This is a genomic window from Lactobacillus sp. JM1 (assembly GCF_009834385.1).
In the GTDB taxonomy this organism is placed as follows: Bacteria; Bacillota; Bacilli; order Lactobacillales; family Lactobacillaceae; genus Lactobacillus; species Lactobacillus paragasseri.
The window spans coordinates 1,381,240-1,399,061 of the sequence record NZ_CP044412.1 but is presented as its reverse complement, the minus strand read 5'-3'; the positions used below and the strand labels follow the sequence as shown (position 1 = coordinate 1,399,061).

The 17,822-nt window shown below is 33.8% G+C and carries 19 protein-coding genes; 14 read left to right on the top strand and 5 right to left on the bottom strand.

Translation table 11 applies throughout. The features are described from left to right. Window positions 1-33: 33 nt before the first annotated feature. The gene (locus tag F3I00_RS07145; protein ID WP_020806724.1) at window positions 34-2,202 is read right to left on the bottom strand and encodes an ATP-dependent Clp protease ATP-binding subunit; all 2,169 of its coding nucleotides are present in this window, start codon (window positions 2,200-2,202) and stop codon (window positions 34-36) included. A 206-nt stretch (window positions 2,203-2,408) separates the two neighbouring features. Between F3I00_RS07145 and F3I00_RS07140 the strand changes: the two genes are divergently transcribed. The 6 genes from F3I00_RS07140 (at window position 2,409) to F3I00_RS07115 (ending at window position 7,003) form a co-directional block, all read left to right on the top strand. Next, on the top strand, window positions 2,409-2,591 hold the full coding sequence (locus F3I00_RS07140) for a hypothetical protein (RefSeq protein WP_003646960.1): 183 nt from the start codon (window positions 2,409-2,411) through the stop codon (window positions 2,589-2,591). A gap of 119 nt (window positions 2,592-2,710) precedes the next feature. Next, complete coding sequence (locus F3I00_RS07135) at window positions 2,711-2,977, top strand: phosphocarrier protein HPr (RefSeq protein ID WP_003646961.1); 267 nt, start codon at window positions 2,711-2,713, stop codon at window positions 2,975-2,977. Further along, on the top strand, window positions 2,977-4,716 hold the full coding sequence (ptsP, locus tag F3I00_RS07130) for a phosphoenolpyruvate--protein phosphotransferase (protein ID WP_020806723.1): 1,740 nt from the start codon (window positions 2,977-2,979) through the stop codon (window positions 4,714-4,716). The genes F3I00_RS07135 and ptsP overlap by 1 nt, the downstream gene beginning before the upstream one ends. A 196-nt stretch (window positions 4,717-4,912) precedes the next feature. Beyond that, window positions 4,913-5,314: a transcriptional regulator SpxA gene (gene spxA / locus F3I00_RS07125; RefSeq protein WP_003648406.1), complete on the top strand. Its 402-nt coding sequence runs from the start codon at window positions 4,913-4,915 to the stop codon at window positions 5,312-5,314. 103 nt (window positions 5,315-5,417) lie between these two features. Then, window positions 5,418-6,071 (top strand): adaptor protein MecA, encoded by a 654-nt coding sequence (locus tag F3I00_RS07120; RefSeq protein WP_024273080.1) that lies wholly within the window; start codon window positions 5,418-5,420, stop codon window positions 6,069-6,071. A gap of 59 nt (window positions 6,072-6,130) precedes the next feature. Continuing rightward, window positions 6,131-7,003 carry a competence protein CoiA gene (locus F3I00_RS07115; RefSeq protein WP_020806721.1) on the top strand — a complete coding sequence of 291 codons (873 nt, stop codon included), beginning with the start codon at window positions 6,131-6,133 and terminating at the stop codon, window positions 7,001-7,003. Between the two features lie 9 nt (window positions 7,004-7,012). Here the strand turns inward: F3I00_RS07115 and F3I00_RS07110 are convergent, their stop codons facing one another. Beyond that, a complete protein-coding gene (locus tag F3I00_RS07110; protein WP_020806720.1) occupies window positions 7,013-7,618 on the bottom strand; it encodes a DsbA family protein in 606 nt (201 codons plus the stop codon). A gap of 70 nt (window positions 7,619-7,688) precedes the next feature. Beyond that, window positions 7,689-8,312, bottom strand: a complete 624-nt coding sequence (locus F3I00_RS07105; protein WP_020806719.1) for a CYTH domain-containing protein — start codon at window positions 8,310-8,312, stop codon at window positions 7,689-7,691. A gap of 77 nt (window positions 8,313-8,389) precedes the next feature. Between F3I00_RS07105 and F3I00_RS07100 the strand changes: the two genes are divergently transcribed. The 4 genes from F3I00_RS07100 (at window position 8,390) to F3I00_RS07085 (ending at window position 12,596) form a co-directional block, all read left to right on the top strand. Further along, entirely contained in the window at window positions 8,390-9,016 is a 627-nt protein-coding gene (locus tag F3I00_RS07100; RefSeq protein WP_003646968.1) for a GTP pyrophosphokinase family protein, read from the top strand. Beyond that, window positions 9,016-9,819 carry an NAD kinase gene (locus F3I00_RS07095; RefSeq protein ID WP_003646970.1) on the top strand — a complete coding sequence of 268 codons (804 nt, stop codon included), beginning with the start codon at window positions 9,016-9,018 and terminating at the stop codon, window positions 9,817-9,819. The genes F3I00_RS07100 and F3I00_RS07095 overlap by 1 nt, the downstream gene beginning before the upstream one ends. A 2-nt stretch (window positions 9,820-9,821) precedes the next feature. After that, complete coding sequence (locus F3I00_RS07090) at window positions 9,822-10,721, top strand: RluA family pseudouridine synthase (RefSeq protein ID WP_003648412.1); 900 nt, start codon at window positions 9,822-9,824, stop codon at window positions 10,719-10,721. 99 nt (window positions 10,722-10,820) lie between these two features. Next, a complete protein-coding gene (locus F3I00_RS07085) occupies window positions 10,821-12,596 on the top strand; it encodes an oleate hydratase (protein ID WP_020806717.1) in 1,776 nt (591 codons plus the stop codon). Window positions 12,597-12,690: 94 nt separating this feature from the next. On the opposite strand, the gene F3I00_RS07080 is transcribed toward F3I00_RS07085, so the two are convergent. Both F3I00_RS07080 and F3I00_RS07075 read right to left on the bottom strand, forming a co-directional pair. Continuing rightward, on the bottom strand, window positions 12,691-13,920 hold the full coding sequence (locus F3I00_RS07080) for a DUF2075 domain-containing protein (protein ID WP_159311040.1): 1,230 nt from the start codon (window positions 13,918-13,920) through the stop codon (window positions 12,691-12,693). A 91-nt stretch (window positions 13,921-14,011) separates the two neighbouring features. Next, window positions 14,012-15,034 carry a lactonase family protein gene (locus tag F3I00_RS07075; RefSeq protein WP_020806715.1) on the bottom strand — a complete coding sequence of 341 codons (1,023 nt, stop codon included), beginning with the start codon at window positions 15,032-15,034 and terminating at the stop codon, window positions 14,012-14,014. A gap of 132 nt (window positions 15,035-15,166) precedes the next feature. Between F3I00_RS07075 and F3I00_RS07070 the strand changes: the two genes are divergently transcribed. From F3I00_RS07070 to F3I00_RS07055, 4 genes are all read left to right on the top strand, one after another. Beyond that, window positions 15,167-15,547, top strand: a complete 381-nt coding sequence (locus F3I00_RS07070) for a PTS glucitol/sorbitol transporter subunit IIA (RefSeq protein WP_003648416.1) — start codon at window positions 15,167-15,169, stop codon at window positions 15,545-15,547. Between the two features lie 11 nt (window positions 15,548-15,558). Beyond that, window positions 15,559-16,740, top strand: a complete 1,182-nt coding sequence (locus F3I00_RS07065) for an AI-2E family transporter (RefSeq protein ID WP_020806714.1) — start codon at window positions 15,559-15,561, stop codon at window positions 16,738-16,740. Between the two features lie 74 nt (window positions 16,741-16,814). After that, window positions 16,815-17,372 (top strand): tRNA (uridine(34)/cytosine(34)/5-carboxymethylaminomethyluridine(34)-2'-O)-methyltransferase TrmL, encoded by a 558-nt coding sequence (locus tag F3I00_RS07060; protein ID WP_020806713.1) that lies wholly within the window; start codon window positions 16,815-16,817, stop codon window positions 17,370-17,372. Window position 17,373: 1 nt separating this feature from the next. Next, window positions 17,374-17,808: a DUF1149 family protein gene (locus F3I00_RS07055; protein ID WP_003648419.1), complete on the top strand. Its 435-nt coding sequence runs from the start codon at window positions 17,374-17,376 to the stop codon at window positions 17,806-17,808. Window positions 17,809-17,822 lie beyond the last annotated feature (14 nt).

The following is a 17,822-nucleotide window of genomic DNA, read 5'->3' as shown; positions in this document are numbered from 1 at the left end:
CATTTATGTGGCTCTTACTTAGTATTGGGAGACTTAATTTTCACTGATTACAATGTCGTTATCTACTACACTAGCCTTTAATTTTTTAGCTGCAGGATTGTCTAACTTGTAATCTGCAACTTTGTCTTCGATTTCTTCTTGGATTGTACGACGAAGTGGACGAGCACCCATAGATGGATCATAGCCTTTTTCTACAAGTAGTTCCTTTGCTTCTGGAGTAACTTCAATATGAAGACCTTGATCTTTAACCATATTGTTAGTATTAGCAAGCATCAAGTCGACAATCTTAATTAAGTCCTTCTTATCAAGTGAATTAAATTCAACAATATCATCTAGTCTATTTAAAAATTCAGGTTTGAAGTATTGACCAAGGGTATTCTTAAATTGTTCTTGATGACTGTTTTCAGCAGCAAAACCAACGTTTGCTTCTTTAATTCCTTGACCAGCATTAGAAGTCATAATAATAATTGTGTCTTTAAATGAAACAGTACGACCTTGTGAATCAGTTAACCGACCATCGTCAAGAATTTGTAAGAAGAGGTGAAGTACATCCGGATGAGCCTTTTCAATTTCGTCAAATAGAATTAAGCTGTAAGGATTGTGACGTACTCTCTCAGTCAATTGACCTGCTTCTTCATATCCTACGTAACCTGGAGCAGAGCCAATTAACTTAGATACTGAATATTGTTCCATATATTCACTCATGTCAAAACGAATCATCGCATCTTCAGTACCAAAGATTTGTTTAGCTAATTGCTTAGCTAACTCTGTTTTACCAACGCCAGTTGGTCCTACAAAAAGGAATGAGCCAATTGGACGACCGGACTTGTTAAAACCAACACGGTTACGACGAATTGCGCGAGCAACAGTTTCAACAGCTTTATTTTGACCAATTACATTATCTTTAAGATCGGTTGATAAGTTCTTTAATTGAGTTTCTTCCTGTTTTTGTAGGTCGCCAACAGGAATATTAGTTTTTTCTTCAACAATCTTATTCATGATCTTTTCGGTAATCTGAGGTGTGTGATCTGGATCTACTTTTTGATCTTTTAATTTTTCATATTTTTCAATTTGATCGCGATAGTATGCTGCTTTTTCATAGTCTTCATTCTTCAAGGCTTCTTGCTTTAAGTTTTCAGCTGCATCTAATCTTTCTTTGATTTTTTCGCTATCGACATAAGGAATGGTAAGGTTCATTCTTGAACCAGCTTCGTCTAGAAGGTCAATGGCTTTATCAGGTAAGAAACGATCTTGAATGTAACGAGATGAAAGGACAACGGCAGCTTGAATTGCTTCATCAGTATAATGAACATGGTGATAATCTTCGTAGCGTTTACGAATACCTTGTAAAATTTTAACTGTTTCTTCAGTAGTTGGTTCTTTAACTTCAACTGGTTGAAACCTACGTGCTAAAGCAGAATCTTTCTCAATGTTTCGATATTCTTTGATGGTAGTTGCACCAATTAGTTGGAAATCTCCACGAGCTAAGGCTGGTTTGATAATATTGCCAGCGTCCATACCACCTTCAGCGTTACCCGCACCGACTAATTCATGAATTTCATCGATAAATAAAATGATATTGTCATTTTGTTCAAGTTCTTTAATTAGTTGCTGCATTCTTTGTTCAAATTGACCACGAATGCCGGTACCTTGAACCATCGAAACCATATTTAGTGAAATAATACGCTTATCTTGTAGCTTAGCAGGAACGGATCCGTCGACAATTTGTTGTGCTAGTCCTTCAACAACGGCTGTTTTACCAACGCCGGCTTCTCCAATAAGAACTGGATTGTTTTTGGTACGTCTGTTTAAGATCTCAATAACTCTAGCAATTTCTTTATCACGTCCAATAACTGGATCAATTTTTCCTTTCTTTGCTAGATCAGTTAAGTCAGTTCCATATTGGTCTAATAATGATTTTTGACCACCGTTATTACCACCGCGACGGCCACCACCCATTTGCATTCGTGGATCCCGTTCTTGAGAGTTATTTTGTTCGTTATTACTATTGTTTAAGGCGTTTAATAAATCATCAAAATCGCCAAAAAAAGCATTGTTATTATTCATACTATTAATTTGTCCTTGTTGATTTTTTAATTCTTGATAACATTGTTGGCATAATGATATTTCACGATCTTGCCCATTAACATTTGTATAAAGATGAATTGAGGCAGGACGTTCATGACAGTTATCGCATAGCATTAATATTTCCGCCTTTCTTATAATATACAGGCTATATTGTTATTTTAGCACTCTTGATACTCAAGTGCTAACTTGGTAATATCATAGTACGGATACTTACTAATTGCAAGTAGTTAGATTAGATTTTTGCTGAATAATTGCTACAATAGGTGAAGAATTAATTTTTTACTAGACTAACAAAATTTAAGGAGTGAAATTTATAAGATATGGATTATAAAAAAATACTAGATCAAATCGTGAGTGGCGAACTAAAAGAATATAGAGTTAGTCCTAAAGATGCCTTTCAATTTCAATTGGCACTTAGAAGCTATGGTAAAAGGCAAAGTATAACTGGAATTGCTCAACGTGGTGGGGATATAATCTACACCTTATCTGATAATGAAAATTAAGCAACTTATAATGTAAACATTTACATTTGTGTTGTTTTCATTTAAAAAACATGATAACCTAATAAACGAGTGGGTATAAAACTCCCGATTATTTTTGATTTTAAAGGAGATAATTTAAAATGGAAAAACGCGAATTTCATATTGTTGCTGAAACTGGTATTCATGCTCGTCCAGCTACTTTGTTGGTACAAGCAGCATCTAAGTTTAATTCAGATATTAACTTGGAATACAACGGTAAATCAGTAAACTTGAAGTCAATTATGGGTGTTATGTCTTTAGGTGTTGGCCAAGGTGCAGATGTAACTATTACTGCTGATGGTGACGATGCTAAAGAAGCAATCGAAGCTATTGCTGACACTATGAAAAAGGAAGGTTTAGCTGAATAATGTCGAAAACTTTAAAGGGAATTGCTGCCAGTGATGGTATTGCAGTTGCACCAGCCTACCTTTTGGTAGAACCTGACCTTTCGTTTTCTAAAACCTCAGTTAGCGATGTTGATGCTGAAGTAGCTCGTTTTAAAAAAGTTGTTGAAGAATCAACTAAAGAACTGGAAAAAGTTCGTGATAAGGCTAAGGAAAGTTTAGGAGCAGAAGAAGCACAAGTTTTTGATGCTCACCTTCTCTTCTTAAGTGACCCAGAATTTACTGGTGCCATTGAAACAGAAATCAAAGATCAAAAAGTTAATGCTGAAGCTGCATTAGATGAAACTGCTCAAAAGTTTATTACCATCTTTGAAGGCATGACTGATAATGCATATATGCAAGAACGTGCAGCTGACGTACGTGATGTTTCAAAACGTATTATGGCACACCTTCTTGGTAAGAAATTACCAGATCCTGCAGCTATTGACCATGAAGTTGTTGTTGTGGCTTATGATTTAACACCAAGTGATACAGCTCAACTTAACAAAAAGTATGTTAAGGGATTTGTAACTGATATTGGTGGTAGAACTGCTCACTCAGCAATCATGGCTCGTTCATTAGAAATTCCAGCTGTTGTAGGTACTGAAAGCATTACTAAAGACGTTAAAGATGGTGATATGCTTATTGCTGACGGTTTAGATGGTGATGCTATTGTTAACCCAACTGATGCTCAAGTTGAAGAGTACACCAAGAAAGGTGAAGCCTTTGCTAAGCAAAAGGAAGAATGGAAGAAGTTAAAGAATGAACCATCTGTAACTGCAGATAATAAGAAGTTTATTATTGCCGCTAACATTGGTACTCCTAATGATATGAAGGGTGTAAAAGAAAACGGTGCTGAAGCAATTGGTTTGTACAGAACTGAATTCTTATACATGAATTCAAAAGACTTCCCATCTGAAGAAGCTCAATTCGATGCTTATAAGGAAGTTATCGAAGATATGGATGGTAAGCAAACTATCATTAGAACTTGTGATATCGGTGGTGACAAGCACTTAGATTATTGGGATCTTCCAGAAGAAATGAACCCATTCCTAGGTGTTCGTGCTATTCGTCTTTCAATGCAATACAAGGATATCTTTAGAACTCAATTAAGAGCTTTACTTCGTGCTTCTGCATATGGTCCATTAGGAATTATGTTCCCAATGATTGGTACTTTGGCAGAATTACGTGAAGCTAAACAAATTTTAGCTGAAGAAAAAGATAAACTTGTTAAAGAAGGCGTTAAGGTCGGTGACGACCTACAAGTTGGTATGATGATCGAAGTTCCAGCTGCTGCAGTGTTAGCTGACCAATTTGCTAAAGAAGTTGATTTCTTCTCAATTGGAACTAACGATTTAATCCAATATACTATGGCTGCCGATCGTGGTAACGATAATGTTTCTTATCTTTACCAACCATATAACCCATCTGTTTTACGTTTGATTAAGCACACTATTGATGGTGCTCATGAAAACGGTATTTGGTGTGGTATGTGTGGTGAAGCTGCTGGTGATGATATCATGTTCCCAATTCTTTTATCAATGGGACTTGATGAATATTCGATGAGTGCAACTTCAATCTTACGTATCAGAAGTTTGATGAAGAAGATCAATACTGAAGATATTAAAGAATTAGCTAATAAAGCTTGTTTTGTTTCAGAAACTGCCGATGAAAACAAGAAGTTAGTTGAAGAAACTATGAAGAAGCTTAACATTAATGATTAATAGAAAAAGAGTACGTAAGTACTCTTTTTTCTTTCAAAACTTCACACAAACTTCATTATTTACTGATAAAGTAATATTTGTAAGCTAATAAGAAGAAATCTAATTACAACTTACAAAAAACAAGTATTTGTGATATAATAATAATTGTAAGTGAAACAGTAGTTATTTTTCTACACGCAAAGGAGTGTGGAGTTAAGTGTTAAATTTATATACATCACCAAGTTGTACGTCATGTCGTAAGGCAAAAGCATGGTTAAAAGAACACGATATTCCTTTTAAGGAAAGAAACATTTTTGCTAATCCATTGAACAAAGAAGAAATCATGCAAATTTTACGTATGACTGAAAATGGAACGGAAGAAATAATTTCTACTCGTTCTCGTACTTTCCAAAATTTAAAAATCAATTTAGATGACTTATCAATTGATCAATTAATTGATCTTGTTGAAAAAAATCCAAGTTTATTAAGACGTCCAATCATTATGGATGACAGACGTTTGCAAGTAGGATATAACGAAGATGAAATTAGAAGATTTCTTCCTCGAAAGGTTCGTCGTTTAGAGCTTGAAGAAATCCAAGCAATGACAGCTGATCTTTAATTAAAAATTGTAAAAACGTTAGCCTTTTTAAGCTAGCGTTTTTGTATGAGCAAGAAAATAGGTTACAATGTATTAAGGACAAGAGACTTCGAGGTGATAACAAGTGGAAGTACACAGAATAAGTGAGAACACCATTCGTGTAACAATGGATGCAGATGAACTTAAAGAGCGCGGAATAACAATGCTCGATTTATTAGGAAATAAAAGTCAAATTCAACATTTCTTCTATCAAATTTTAAGTGAAGTCGATACAGATCATACTTTTGCTAAAGGCGATCCAGTTACTTTTCAAGTTATGCCAAGTAGTTCTGGATTAGAGTTACTAATTTCTAAAGTACTTGATAGTGATGAAGATGTCGGTGATAACCCTAACGATCAATTACGTGATCTGTTAAAGGGATTAGGCGCCGGATCGGATAATGATGATCGTAAAACAAAAATTAATAATCAAGATAAATTAATTAGTGATAATCGCCGAGTCTTTAAGATTGATAGTATTGATTTAGTTGCCGCCTTAGCGGATGCATTAAAAGTTGATGGCTTAGCATCTAGTTTATATACTTACCATCATGAATATTATTTAGATTTAGCCTACTTAGATGACAATTATGTTGAATTAAAGCCTGAAGATACGTGGGTAATTGCTAATGAATATGGAAATGGAATGACAGAAAAGCAATTCCAAAAAATAAAGAAAAATGCAAAGTGTTTGATTAGGCAAGACGCGTTAGGAAATCTAAGACAATATTTTGATTAAAAAATAAAGGAGATGAAAAAAATCATCTCCTTTTTGCGTATATAATAATGGGCGATAAAATGTATGCTGCTATTTTAAATCAAAAATTAGTCTTAGCAATTAATGAAGCAGAACAAGTTAGTAAGGGATTAAAAAAGTTGAATCAAGAATCTTATCTTTGTCCATCTTGTCGGCATCGAATGATTCTGATTTTATCGGAAGAAAAAAAGCCATTTTTTAAACATTTTTATCAGGTAAAGGGAACAGGGGAAAAGGAAGAGCATTTACAGGCAAAACAGTTATTGTGCACTGCGTTAAAAGTAAATGGACTTCGAGCAGATATTGAAGTTCCACTTTTAGATCAACAATTGAGAGCAGATGTATTAGTAGAAAATAGATTATCTTTTGAAGTGCAATGCGCACCCTTGAGTGGGGCAGAATTTGCGCATCGCCATGCCTTATATAAAAAATTGCAGATTAAAGATATTTGGATTGTCGGGAAAAGGCATTATTTGAAAAATAAAATTAATCGTTCTCAAAAAATCTTTTTAAGATACAGTACACAATGGCAATGGTATTATTTAGAAATTAATCCATTTAGTTGTGTGATTACATTAAAATATAATATTTTAATGGCAGCACTTAGTTCTGAACTAAGTTATGAGATTAAAACTTTTTCATTAGATGAAAGAGGCGTGGCAAGCTTGTTTACTTTCATTCCATCTACTAGAAAAAATAAAATAAGCTATATTCAAGATCAAAAAATATATCTACAAAAGCAAATTAATCAAAAAAGTAGACTGGGACTGAAAATTGCTTCGTTATTATATCAGTTACATTATTCTGTGGCAGATATTCCAGATGAACTCTTCTTAAAATTACGAGAGCCGAAGGAAAAAAGTCCAATAATAATTTTTCTACAAAAAAAGCTAGCTGACTTAAAAGCCAGTTAGCTCAATAAATTATAATAAGCGTAAACTATTATCACTACTAGTTTGTCTATCCCCAGTGATTGCTGACTCAATTTCTTCTCGATTTGCACAACCTTCAATCATCATTCCTGAGTCTCCACGGTCATTATCATAATTAAAAATAATCGTAGTTGGAGTAGTTACAACATTCAAGTCATCGGCAAGTTTTAAGTCTTTATCCATTGAAAGCTTGATGTAATTCGATTCTCGATTCTTTTTGAAGCTCTTAATCGAAACATCTAGTGAGCTCAAAATTTCATTAATAAGCTCTGATGAGTAAATTTTGCCCATATCATTAATAGCATGTTGCAATTTAATGATATATTGTCTAGCCTTTTTATTACCTACTATTAATTTTAGGGTGTGATAATCTTTGGTTGTATTATAAGCACTTTGACTAAAAGTGTTAAAAATTTCGACATTACTTGATGAAAGATGTCTCGCTCTGATATCGTTACGAATTGTGTTCATGGTAGTCATGGGAATAAAGTGGTAAGAAATATTTTGTTTATAACCACTGACTGCAGCAATTATTTCCTGTTCATTTTGATAACAGTTAATTCCAATCGGATTAACAAAGAAAAATATTTCAAACATTTTGCTATTTCCTCCGTCCAAGTTCATGAATACTGTATCAGAAAATGAACGAAATGGAAAAAAATTTGTTTTATTTTTTGTGTTCCCAAGCACGTTTTACTTTACTTTGGTTAGTATTTTCCTTGTTAGCTTTGAAATCAAACTGCTTTTCTAATTCAGCAAGTACTTTTTTTATAGTTGCTGGATCATCATTTTCAATTTCTAATTCAAAGTCATAATAGCCATCTGGAAATTCTGTTAAATCAAGAGTTAATTCACAATTTTCTGGTCCAACGGCTAATATTCTTCGTGTTTGACTCCAAGAAATTAATTTTAAAGAGTGAATGGATTCTTTAGAATAATGTTTTTGTAAATAATTACCAACATCACCGCCAAATAAGAAAAAAGTACCTTCATATGCACTTTGAGCCATTTGCTCGGCTTGGGCTACTGACAAAAGATCATTAATTTCTACTCTTTCACTATATTTTTTTTCTTTAGGTTTGGTTTCCTTAACCTTAATAGTTTGTTCAGCGTGATCAACTAGAATTCTAATTCTTAAACTGGCATCACTATTTTTTAAGTCAAAATCAGGTGTATCAAAGTAGTAGTTCTTTTGAATAAAATCTGATTTAGCGGTAAATGCATCACGCATTTTTTCGTAGGTATCTTTATCTAGGAGTGTTTTTGATTCAATTTCTAAATTTTTACTCATAATTTTATCCTTTCACTAGTTAATGTTATCCCTCTCTATGGTAGAATAATTTTGTTTGAAACGGAAAGGATTTATACATGAAAGATTGGGATTTATTTTTATGGCCTTATCAACAGGCTGTATCTGAATTAAAAGTTAAATTTCGATCACTTAGACAAAGTTTTTTAAACAAGGGTGAGCATTCGCCGATTGAATTCGTGGTCGGACGCGTAAAAACCGTCGATTCAATTAAAGAAAAAATGACGCGGCGAGTTATTGCTCCTGATGTCATTGAGAACGATATGCAAGATATAGCTGGCATTCGAATTATGTGTCAATTTGTGGATGATATTTATCGAGTAGTTGACCTAATTCACCAGCGTCAAGATATGCAGGTAATTGAAGAAAGGGACTATATTCAAAACGCAAAACCATCTGGATACCGTTCTTACCATATGGTAATTGAATATTCTGTTTTTTTACCTGATGGACCAAAAAAGATTATTGCCGAAATTCAAATTCGGACCTTGGCAATGAATTTTTGGGCAACAGTAGAGCATACTTTAAATTATAAATATCAAGGGAAGTACCCAGAAGATATTTCTAAGCGACTTAAATCAACAGCTGAAGCTGCTTATAAGTTAGATGAAGAAATGTCATCAATTAAAGATGAAGTGCAGGAAGCACAGAGAATTTTTACTAAATCTAAAGGAAAAGAACAATAATGAAAGTCGCACTCGTTTATAATGAAAAAGTTGAAACCTTGGCAGTAGTTAAGGCATTAGAAAAATTACTTGATTCTAGAAAGATTGAAATTGATCCTGAGAATCCTGATGTGGTAATCACAATTGGGGGAGATGGAACTTTAATTTCGGGTTTTCACAAATATCAAAATTTAGTTGATCAAATAAGGTTTATTGGTGTACATACAGGACACTTAGGCTTTTATACTGATTGGCGTAACTTTGAAATTGGCAAGATGGTTGATAATTTAACTAAGAAGCAACCCTCTTCCGCTTCTTATCCACTGCTAGAGTTAATTATTACTACTGGTTCAGGTGAAAAGAAAAAGTTGCTCGCTTTGAATGAAGCAACAATTAAACGAGTTTCAAAGACTTTAAAGGCTGATGTTTATATTAGAGATCAATTCTTTGAGAGCTTTAAAGGAGACGGATTATGTGTTTCAACGCCTACAGGTTCTACCGCTTATAGCAAATCTTTAGGCGGCGCAGTTATTCACCCCCGTTTAAAAGCCCTGCAGATGACTGAAATAGCTTCGATTAATAACCGTGTTTTCAGAACTTTGTCATCGCCAATAGTTATTGCTCCAGATGAATGGATAACTATTAAACCAGAAAGTGATGATCACTACGTAGTAACCTATGATGGATATGAATTTAATCACAAGCATATTAAGAAAATTGAATACCGTATTTCTCAACATGTTATTCGGTTTGATAAGTATCAACATACTCATTTTTGGAATCGGGTAGAGGATGCTTTTATTGGGCAACCTAAAAATAAATAATTATGCAATATTTTAAATTAAAATTTGAAAATAAAACACCTCAAAAATTGGGGCGTTTTTTGTTAAGAAATGGTTTTTCTAAAAGAGCTTTAACTAATAGCCAGCATAATGGTGGGATGATTTTGGTAAATCACCATCGCCGCTATACTAGCTATCTTTTACATTCAGGGGATGAAGTAATCTTTATCTTAGGTGAAGAGAAGAAAAATCAATGGCTAAAACCATCTACTAATCAGCTGAATATTGTTCTTGAACAGCATGATTATTTAGTCATTAATAAAGAAGCTGGCGTTTTGTCAATCCCATCTCGCTATGAAGATAATGATGCAGTAGTTAACAGATTGCTATATTATTTTCAGAAAAATGGGCAGAAAGATCTTAAGCCACATGTTATTACAAGACTTGATCGTGATACATCAGGGTTAGTTTTAGTTGGAAAAAATGCAGTTGCTCATGCTCGATTTAGCGAAATGGGGAAGGATTGTTTTATTAAAAAATATCATGCAATTGTGCATGGCAATTTTAGTAAAGAACAAGAAATAGGGATTATCGATGCGCCAATTGGTAAACTAGATGCCAGCGTTAAACGCGGAATAGTAGCTAATGGTCAACGCTCAATTACAAAATACCGTGTTTTAGACCAAGTTAATGGTGCAAGCTTAGTTGAATTACAGTTATTAACTGGTCGAACTCATCAAATTAGAGTTCACATGCAGTATCTTGACCATCCCTTGTTTGGTGATCCTTTGTATGGGATTAAAGATAATTTTAAACGACAAGCTTTGAATTGCTTTTATCTTAAGTTTGATGATCCTTTTTCGGAACGTAAGCAGGAGGTTACTATTTCAGAACCAGTGGATATGAAATGTTTGTGGCAAAGGCTAATAAGTAATAAATTATAAATATAATAGTCAAATACATTGACTATTGTAACCGCTTTACATAGAATTGAATATAAGAAGTGTTAATACTATCCTAATATAGAAAAGAGGATCACTTGTATGTATTATTCAAAGGGAAATTATGAAGCTTTTGCAGACACAAAAAAGCCAGCAGATGTAGATAGAAAATCTACTTATATTATTGGTAGTGGATTAGCTGGTCTTTCAACAGCATTTTTCTTAGTTAGAGATGCTAAAATGGCTGGTGACAAGATTCATATTTTAGAAGAATTAGATGTTGCTGGGGGCTCTTTAGACGGAACAAAGCGTCCTAATGCTGGTTTTGTAGTTCGTGGTGGTCGTGAAATGGAAGACCACTTCGAATGTATGTGGGATATGTACCGTTCTGTTCCTTCATTGAGAATACCAGGAGCATCCTATTTAGATGAGTATTATTGGCTTGATAAAGAAGATCCGAACTCATCAAATTGCCGTTTAATTCATAAACGTGGTAATGAATTGCCAACTGATGGTTTGTATCAACTAGGTTCACATGCTAGTGAAATAGTTAAACTAGTTTTGACACCGGAATCTGAAATTCAAGGAAAGACTATTGAAGAATGGTTCTCTCCAGAATTCTTTGAATCTAATTTCTGGACTTATTGGTCAACAATGTTTGCTTTTGAAAAGTGGCACTCTCTTGCAGAAATGAGACGCTACTGCATGCGGTTTATTCACCATATTGATGGTTTGCCAGACTTTACTGCTTTGAAGTTCAACAAATATGACCAATATGATTCGATGGTAAAGCCACTACTTAAGTACTTAAAGGATCATGGCGTTAAGTTTGAGTACGGCGTTCAAGTTGAAAACGTGCTAGTCGATCATGAAGGTAACGAAAAAGTTGCTAAAAAGATTGTTATGAAGAAAGACGGTAAGCAAGAAGATATCGACTTAACTGAAAATGATCTTGTCTTTGTGACTAACGGTTCGATTACTGAAAGTTCAACTTATGGTAATCAAACTACGCCAGCACCAATTACTCATGCTAAAGGTGGTTCATGGAGATTATGGGAGAACTTAGCTAAGCAAGACCCAGCATTTGGTCATCCTGATGTCTTTAGTGAAAATCTTCCAGAAAGATCATGGTTTGTTTCTGCAACTACAACCTTGAAGAATAAAAAGGTTGCACCTTACTTTGAAAGATTAACTAAACGTAGTTTGTATGATGGCAAAGTAAATACTGGTGGTATTATCACAGTTACTGATTCTAACTGGGGCTTAAGCTTTACTATCCACCGTCAACCGCACTTCCCAACGCAAAAGCCAAACGAAATCGTAGTTTGGATTTATGCTTTATATTCAGATACTGAGGGAAATTATATTAAGAAAAAAGTAGTTGACTGTACCGGACAAGAAATTGCTGAAGAAATGCTGTATCACTTAGGTGTTCCAGAAAGTGAAATTAAAGAACTTTCTTCAGAAGAAAATATGAATACTGTTCCAGTATATATGCCTTATATCACTAGTTACTTCATGCCTCGTCATGATGGTGACCGTCCGGCAGTTGTACCAGAAGGCTCAAAGAATTTAGCCTTTATTGGTAACTTTGCTGAAAGTCCTACTAGAGATACTGTCTTTACTACTGAATATTCAGTTAGAACTGCGATGGAGTCAGTTTACACCTTACTTAATGTAGACCGCGGAGTTCCAGAAGTTTGGGATTCTGTCTATGATATTCGTGAATTGCTCCGTGCAATGTACTATATGGCTGACAAGAAGAAGCTAGCAGATCAAGAAATGCCTCTTCCTGAAAAACTTGCCGTTAAAGCAGGGATGAAGAAGATTAAGGGAACATGGATTGAGGAATTGCTTGAAGAAGCAAACTTGATTTAAAATTGTAACAATTTATTTGAATGAGAATTAAGAAAAAAGGTTACGGCGCTTTGAAGCCGTAACCTTTTTTGTGTCGAAAGTAATAATTTATTACTTATTTTGACTTATTTTGTTTATTTTTAAATAGCGAAACTAGCGTTTTTCTAAGTAAAGGATCATGTGCATAAAGATAAGTTCCCATAATTCCTCGTTTAAAAAGTACGTTTAAAGAATTAAGTACCATTCTTTCTTCTAGCTTTTTAATTTCAGTTGGATCGGTCAAATCCTTTCTTTTTTTAAACATTTCAATATCGGTAATTTTATCTAAATTAACTTGAATTTTATTTTGACCAGGGACCTGACTAATTGGTGGTCCAATAATGATACCTGTGTAGTTTAGATCAAAACCTTGGCAAGTATATATTGACCCAACTTCATTAATTGTTTCAGGTATTTCTGCCCAAGGCGTTGAGGTGTAATTATATTGATCCCATGGCATTTTAAACTTTCCTTCTTGAATATAGTGTTTTCCACCATCTAATGTTGAAGGATAACCAGGCGTAGAAAGAATTCTGCTTAATCCAACTTCTTTGTTACGTTTGACAATTTCTTTCCGCATTTTTTCTGCATCATCGAAAATACGAAAGTCATAATTCTTTGTTGCATTATCTGGAATTGGTTTGATAATCATATTTTCAGTAAAAGAATTAAACCAATCGATCAGATCTGAGGAAGCATTCATTCGAAATTGATGCTTTAAGTAGTATTTTTTATATGGATAAGAATGAGTAATTTTTTCTAGTCGGTCCTTGGTCCAAAGTGTCTTCATTTTAAGCACTTGATAGGGATCAAAAACCAGAATGACTACCTTACTTCGTTTAATAACTTCAACTAATTGATTATCATGATAAAAATTATTGTAGTGGTCTGGCTTTGATAGAAGTAAATGTGCCTCATCAATAATGACAATGTCTGCCTTTTTTTGTTTTTTATCTAGTTGATTGATAAAGCTAGTTGGTCTTTGAAAATTTTTCTTTAGTAATTCTGGAAGAGAACCTGCAATTTGTTTATACACCTTAAGAATTTCAGGATGATTTACTAGAAAATAATTATTAGTTTGATAAAAATTGCTATTCTTATCGTGACGTAATTTTTGCATTTGATCAAAAAGTGCAGAAAGAACTACGCTTTTTCCAGTTCCAGCGTCGCCATAAATAGTAAAAATGGCGGGATAGTTATTTTGAAGATGTTGATCGGTAAAATTAATAATTTGATTAACTAAATCTTGTTGCTCAGTGGTTAATTTTTTTAATGGTGAAAGTTTATCAGTAGCATTATTTTGCATGTAAAATTTGCTTTCTAAGTAGGATAAAATAAAAGCCATGAAAATCATGGCAAAATAGAATTTTAATAATTTATGATAACTATTTATAAGACTAATCTTCTTCAAATAAAACGCGTGTAGCTTCTGGCACAGGAATATCTTTTTGGATAGGTGTTAGATTACCTGTTTCGGAATTACGACGGTATAAGGTGGCATTATTAGTATTTTGGTTAGCCACTACAAGATATTTTTCGTCTTTGTCCCAGTTAAAGTCGCGTGGGAATGATCCAAAGACGGAAATTCTTTGTACTAATTCTAGTTTTCCATCGTCTAGAACTTTGAAGACAGTGATTGAATCATGACCGCGATTAGAAATATAAATAAACTTACCATCTTTAGAAATTCTAATAGCTGCCGCGCCGTTGTGATCACTGAAGTCGTCAGGGATAGTCTTATAAGTTGCAACATCTTCAAATTTCCAAGTATTTTCATTTAAACGAGCAACGTTAACTTGACTTGATAACTCACCAACAATATACATAGTTTTTCCATCAGGTGAGAAGACGAGGTGGCGAGTACCAAAGCCGTTTTCCATCTGATAGCGAGCTAAATGTTTTAATTTATCTCCATCTAATTTATAAAAATCAACCGCATCAATTCCTAGATCACATGAAACTAGATTACCAGATGGAGTTTCATCAAAGAAATGTGGGTGGGCTTGATCTTGTTCTGCTCTTGGTCCATGTCCTTCATGTGTATCGTTAGTAATAAAAGTTAATTTTCCATTTTCATCGTAAGAAAAAACGTTAATAGTGGCTAAGTGATAGTTTGCAGTAAAGACTAAGTGCTTTTGTGAGTCGACACTGATATAACAAGGTGCTGCTCCTTCATGGAAATAGGTATCTAACTGTTTTGCTTTTCCATCTTTGATGCGGTAAGTAGCGATTCCACTTTGGTCACCATTTTGAATAATGGTAAATAATAAGTCACCAACTAGTTGAAAATAAGTTGGACGATCAATTTCAACAATATTTTTAACATCAACTAGTTTAATATCATCCTCATTATTTTCTACATTAGCAGTATAAATTCCTTTTGAGTCATGGCTAGTATAGCCACCAAACCAAACTTTCATAGTTTTACCTCCTGATAAAAGCTTTCCGTAACATATTTATTCTCTACCTTTTGGCTAGAATAGGCAATTGTTATTAAGTGTTATCAGCTAGGCAAAGTGATATGGTAAAATTTAGTAAAGAGGTTGATAAAAATGAAGTGGAATTCTACAATTACTGCTATTGGATCAGAAGCGTTGGATCCAAATGATAATATCGTAATTTTATTTGATAATAAAGCAACTGATAAGTTGCGAGATGTTGCTGTTTTACAAAAATTTGATGAGGCAACGCCAGTTGAAAAGTTTGTTTTTAAAAAAGACGACTCAATTACAATTGACGGCACTACTTATTTAGCTTTGTACGTTGGTCCAATGGTTCAAATGAACATGCAGGCTATTGGACATGCAACTTTAGTATTTACTAATGAAGTTCCGAAAAAGCCGATGACTAATGCAATTTATTTAGATAAAGATCCAAAAGAAGAAATGCCTGAATTTAAAGTGGGAGACTGGATCACCTACGAACATAGATAAGAGGGGAAGCTATGGAAGTAGAAAAACATCATCAGAAGAATAATTTTTTTGTTAAATGGTTTTTAAATAATCGTTTTAGCATAGTATTACTTAATATTTTATTATTCTTCTTAATTATTTGGGTGTTTAACCAAATTTCTTTTGTGTTAAATCCTTTTTGGACATTTTTTAATGCAATTTTGCCACCAGTTTTGGTTGCATCAATTCAATACTACTTAATGGATCCAGTCGTTGACTGGATGGAAAAGAAGCTAAAAGTACCACGTATAATTACAATTATTTTGCTATTTGTAATTGTTTTGGGAGGATTAATTTGGATCATTAATACTTTGATCCCAATTATTCAACATCAAACTGATTCTTTAATTAAGAACTGGCCAGCTTATTGGCAAGATGCACAAAAAGGCTTTGAAAAGATGATCCACGATCCTCGTTTAAATGGAGTTCGTAGTGGAATCAATCAGGCCATTTCTGATGCTCAGACAAAGATGTTTAAAACTGGTCAAGATAGTTTTAACTTAGCTTTGAGTAATTTGTCGTCGGCTGTTAATGTTATTACAATGATTTTTATGACGTTATTAACAGCACCTTTTGTTTTATTCTTTATGTTAAAAGATGGTCATCGTCTAAATCCTTATGTGACTAAATTCGCTCCGCAAAAATTACAACCCAGTTTTTCAAGTTTACTTAGTGATATTAATGGAGCTGTAGCATCATATATTAGAGGACAAATTACAGTTGCTTTCTGGGTTGGAGTGATGTTTGCGATTGGCTATTCGGTAATTGGCCTAAATTATGGTATAACATTAGCTGTTCTAGCTGGTGTGCTAAACATGATTCCTTATTTCGGTACCTTTATTGCCTTTATTCCAGCAATTATTTTGGGATTAATTAGCTCACCCATGATGCTGGTGAAGGTTTTAATCGTTTTTGCAATTGAACAAACGCTTGAGGGACGTGTTATTTCGCCATTGGTAATGGGGAATAAGATGAACATGAATCCAGTTACTACTATTTTGCTATTAATTGGCGCAAGCGCTGTTGCCGGCTTATGGGGCGTAATTTTTGCGATCCCAGTCTATGCTGTAATTAAGATTATTGTGACTAGACTATTTAATTATTATCGTAAGATTTCAACTCTTTATGATGAGATATCGGAATCAGATGATGCGAATCTAAAGTCTAAAGAGTAGAATTAGGTAGAAAATTAAACGTGGTACTTGCCTCATTACAGGTGCTACGTTTTTTTACAAGAGGAGCTTTTTTTATGACAAACCACGTTGTACTTTATGAGCCATTAATGCCTGCAAATACGGGAAATATTGCTCGAACTTGTGCGGGTACGAATACAGTCTTAGATCTTATTGAACCGCTCGGCTTTCAAATTGATAATAAAAAAATGAAACGTGCAGGATTAGATTATTGGGATAAAGTTGATATTAGAATGCATGATGACTTAGATGCCTTTTTAAAGACTCTTGGTCCAAATGATGAAATGTACTTAATTTCAAAATTTTCTTCAAAAAATTATGCTCAAGTAGACTATACTGATCCTAATAAAGATTATTATTTTGTTTTCGGAAAAGAAACGACTGGTTTACCAGAAACTTTCATGCGAGAATATTATGATCGTAATCTTAGAATCCCTATGTCCGATAATATTCGTTGTTATAATTTATCAAATTCAGTAGCAATGGTCCTTTTAGAAGCTTTGAGACAGCAAGGCTTTCCAAATATGGAAACGAGCCATCATTATGAAAATGATAAGTTAAAAGATAATTACAACCGTCCTGAACGTTATGAAAGAAATTTAGGAGAGAATTAAAATGGATTTTAAAAATATGACTCCAATTGTTGTTCGTTCTTTTCATTATGATTTAAATGATGAACAAAAGGTAAAAAATGAAGTTAATGTTTCATTAAGACAGGTTTACCAAGATTTAGATGATGGTAGCCAAGATGAGGGGAAAACTGGTAAGTATTTTGAAATTGCCGTTCCATTCGAGGTTTCTCCCGCACCTGGTGATTTTACCGTTAGTGGTGTAATTACGAGAGTTGTTCAATTTGTTGATTATTTTGGCGATGGGACTGATTTGGAACCATCAGATTACCAGTTACTCTCTAGACCATTAGTTGAACAAATTGAAACTTTAACTTATGAAATTACCCAATTAACTTTAGATCATCCAGTTAACCTTAGTTTTAAATCAAACTTTAACGAATTAAACAGAGATAACCAAAAGGACAAAGATGATAAGTAAAAAGATTGAGAAGG